Origin of the sequence: Pseudotabrizicola sp. (assembly GCF_030684215.1) — a bacterium.
Classification (GTDB): Bacteria; Pseudomonadota; Alphaproteobacteria; order Rhodobacterales; family Rhodobacteraceae; genus Pseudotabrizicola.
Genome location: NZ_JAUXOV010000033.1, coordinates 1 through 3,459 on the forward strand (window position 1 = coordinate 1; position 3,459 = coordinate 3,459).

Sequence of the window (3,459 nt, forward strand, 5' to 3'; positions counted from 1 at the left end):
CCTGCCCCGTCCAGACCGTCTCCGGGACCCGGGGCTGCGGTGGTGTCGATCACGATGACGGTCGGCTTGCGCTTGCCGCGCGCGGTCTGCAAGGCGGACTGCAAATCGGCGAGGTTCTTTGCCTTGACCGCATGCGCACCCATACTGGCGGCATGGGCGATATAGTCGATCTCGGGCTGGTCCTCGATCGTGCAATCGACATACATGTTGTTGAACGGGGCGCCGCCGCTGACCTGCTGAAGCCGGTTGATGCAGCCGTAACCGCTGTTGTCGGTCAGAACCACGGTAAAGGGAATGCGCCGCATGACGGCGGTGGCCAGTTCGGCATTGGCGAGCATATAGCTGCCATCACCGACAAAGCAGATCACCTCGCGCTCGGGGAGCGCAAGTTTCAGGCCCATGGCGCCGGCGACCTCGTAGCCCATGCAGCTGTAACCGTATTCCATGTGATAGCCGCCTTGCGACGCCTGCCACAGCAACTTTAGCGCCCCTGGCATGGTGCCTGCGGCACACATCGCGATGCTGTCCTTGGTGGCCACCGCCTGCACGGCCCCGATAACCTGAGCATCGGTTGGCAAGGCCCCTGCGGCAACCGGGGTTTGACATTTGGCATCGACCGCTGCCAGCCATGCCGCGCGGGCTGCCGTATCCGGTGCCGCGCAATACGCGCCGATCCGCACCGATAGCGCCTCCAATGCCACCTTGGCATCTGCGACAAGGCTTACCGCCCCGTGCTTGGCCGCGTCATAGCCGTGGGTATTGATAGAGACCAACTTGGCCCCGTCAGCAAACAGCGTCCGTGATCCGGTGGTGAAGTCCTGCAACCGCGTGCCGATGCCGATCACCAGATCCGCAGCACTCAGAGCCGCGTTTGCGGATGCCGCGCCATCAACCCCCGCCGCGCCGAAGTTCATCGGGTGCGCCTGCGCCAGAGCCGACTTGCCTGCCTGTGTCTCGGTGACCGGAATGGCGTGCTTTTCCGCAAATGCACCCAAGGTGCTTTCAGCACCCGAATAAATCACGCCACCACCGCAGATGATCACGGGTCGTTGGGCGGCGCGGATCAGGTCTGCAACGGTTTTTAACTCGAGCGCGTCAGGTTCCGGACGGCGGATGTGCCAGACGCGGGGCGCAAAGAAGGCTTCGGGCCAGTCGTGCGCTTCGGACTGGACGTCCTGACAAAAGGCCAGACAGACGGGGCCGCAATTGGCCGGATCTGTCATCACACGCACCGCACGGGGCAAGGCTGTCAGCAGCTGTTCAGGGCGCGTGATGCGGTCGAAATAGCGCACCACAGGCTTGAAACAGTCATTGGCGCTGATGGTGCCATCGTCAAAATCCTCGACCTGTTGCAGCACCGGATCGGGGCGGCGGCTGGCAAAAACATCCCCTGCCACGATGAGCAATGGAAGACGGTTCACATGGGCCAGGGCGGCTGCGGTCACAAGGTTGGTGGACCCCGGCCCGATGCTGGACGTTACCGCGTGGGCCTGCTTGCGCGCGCGGCCCTTGGCAAAAGCAATCGCCGCATGGGCCATCGTCTGTTCGTTCTGGCCGCGCCATGTCGGAAAAGGATCGTTGCCGCACAAATCACCATGCTGCGCCCGTTGAAGTGCCTCGCCGATCCCCGCCACGTTGCCATGGCCGAAGATCGCCCAGATGCCGGGAATGAACCGCTGGCCTTCCTCGTTCATCTGCACCGACAGCCATTTTACCATGGCTTGTGCTGCGGTCAGCCGGATCGTCGTCATTCTATTTGCCTCCTGCCGCCGCGCGGGCCGCATCCCAGATCCCACTCAGCCGGGCGAAGCGCCGGGCCATCTCGTCCACGGCATCGGCATCGCCCAAATCTCCGGCAAGCCATGCCTGCGCTACTGCCCCGAAGATCGTGCGACCGACAGCAAAGCCACGCACGAGGGGAAAGGCCGCTGCCACTTGAAAGCTTGCCGCAAGCTCGGCCTCTGGCGCATCCAGCCCCAGCACGACGATACCGCGCGTGTGGGCATCGTGCGTCTCGATCGCACGAATTGCGTTTTGCCATGCGGTGGCGGTCTGCATCGGCTCCAGCTTCCACCAGTCGGGATAGACACCCGCAGCATAAAACTGTTCGATCAAGGTCGCGGTCGTCCTGTCATCAACCGGCCCGACCTTGGACGGGATCACCTCGAGCAGAAACTCCAGATCATTCCGGCGCGCCGCGGTGAACAGCTGCTTTACGGTGGCTTCCTGCTCTGCCCGCAAGGCGGCGGTGTCCTCGGGGTGGCAAAAGCACAAGACCTTGACCACGTTCTCGCGCGCCCAAGCCTCCAGCCCGCCACAGTCCGGCCCCAGTTCCGGCTCCAGTGTCAAAGGGCGTGATCCGGGCCATTCACAAGGACGCCCGATCCACAACCCCGTACCAGAGGCGGCATGCAAGGCGCTGCGCCCGATCCGGTTATCGCACAAAATGCCATAGCCGGGCCTGCGGGCCTGAACCTTTTGGGCAGCGCTCAAGCACAGCTCTTTGAAGGCTGCGCCCTTGGCCGCCGTATAACCCTCCATCTGTTCCAACTGCATCCGATGGTCAAAGGCAAAGACCCGGATATCTGACCAGTCGGGCAGGCCGCGCCGCGCGCGGTTGGTCGACCAGTGGATCTGCTCCAATGGGGAGTCATTGCGCAGGTCCGGCCGCACCACTCCGCGTTTCAGAAAGAAGTCCAGTTCGGTCAAGGACGGATAGGCGGGGGTGCATCCATGACGGCTGACCGCAAAGGCCCCGCACGCATTGGCATATTCCAGAGCACGCGGCCAGTTTTCCCCATCCAGCCACCCCTTCATCAGGCCCGAGAAAAACCCGTCGCCCGCGCCCAGCACATTGAACACCTCAATCGGAAAGCCGGGGCCGGTCTGACCCTCGTCCAGGCTGTCTGGGATTGCCCCCTCAAAAGCAACCGCCCCCGCCGCGCCGCGCTTGCAGACGAGCACGGCGGGGGTCACAGCGCGCACGGCCCGTAGCGCGCCGATGGTGTCTGTCGTGCCGCCAGCGATGTGGAATTCTTCCTCGGTGCCGACGATCAGATCGAAATAATGCAAGGTGGCCTGCAATTTGGCCGTTACCGCCGCGCTTTCGACGAAACGGCTTTCCCCATCGCCATGGCCCGCCACGCCCCACAGATTGGGGCGATAGTCGATATCAAGCGCAGTCTTGGCGCCGTGCTTTCGCGCCAGCGCCAGCGCTTTCAATACCGCCGCCTCGGTGCGCGGGTTTGACAGATGCGTGCCTGTCGCCAGAACCGAACGGGTGTCGGCGATCAGTCCCTCGTCGATATCGTCCTCGCACAGCGCCATGTCTGCGCAATTCTCGCGGTAGAAGATTAGTGGAAACTGTTCGGAATCGCGGATCCCCAGAATGACCAGCGCCGTCAGGCGATCCGGGTCGGTCGCCACCCCGCGCACATCAACGCCCTCGCGCTGCAACTG

Annotated in this window: 2 protein-coding genes; both read right to left on the bottom strand. The window is 63.5% G+C overall.

The annotated features are described in order from the left end of the window. Window positions 1-1,751 (bottom strand): 3D-(3,5/4)-trihydroxycyclohexane-1,2-dione acylhydrolase (decyclizing) (gene iolD / locus Q8K08_RS05220; protein WP_305249395.1); only part of this gene is annotated, 1,751 nt, incomplete at its 3' end. A gap of 1 nt (window position 1,752) precedes the next feature. Continuing rightward, window positions 1,753-3,459: PfkB family carbohydrate kinase (locus Q8K08_RS05225; RefSeq protein ID WP_305249396.1), on the bottom strand; the 1,707-nt coding region annotated here is incomplete at its 5' end.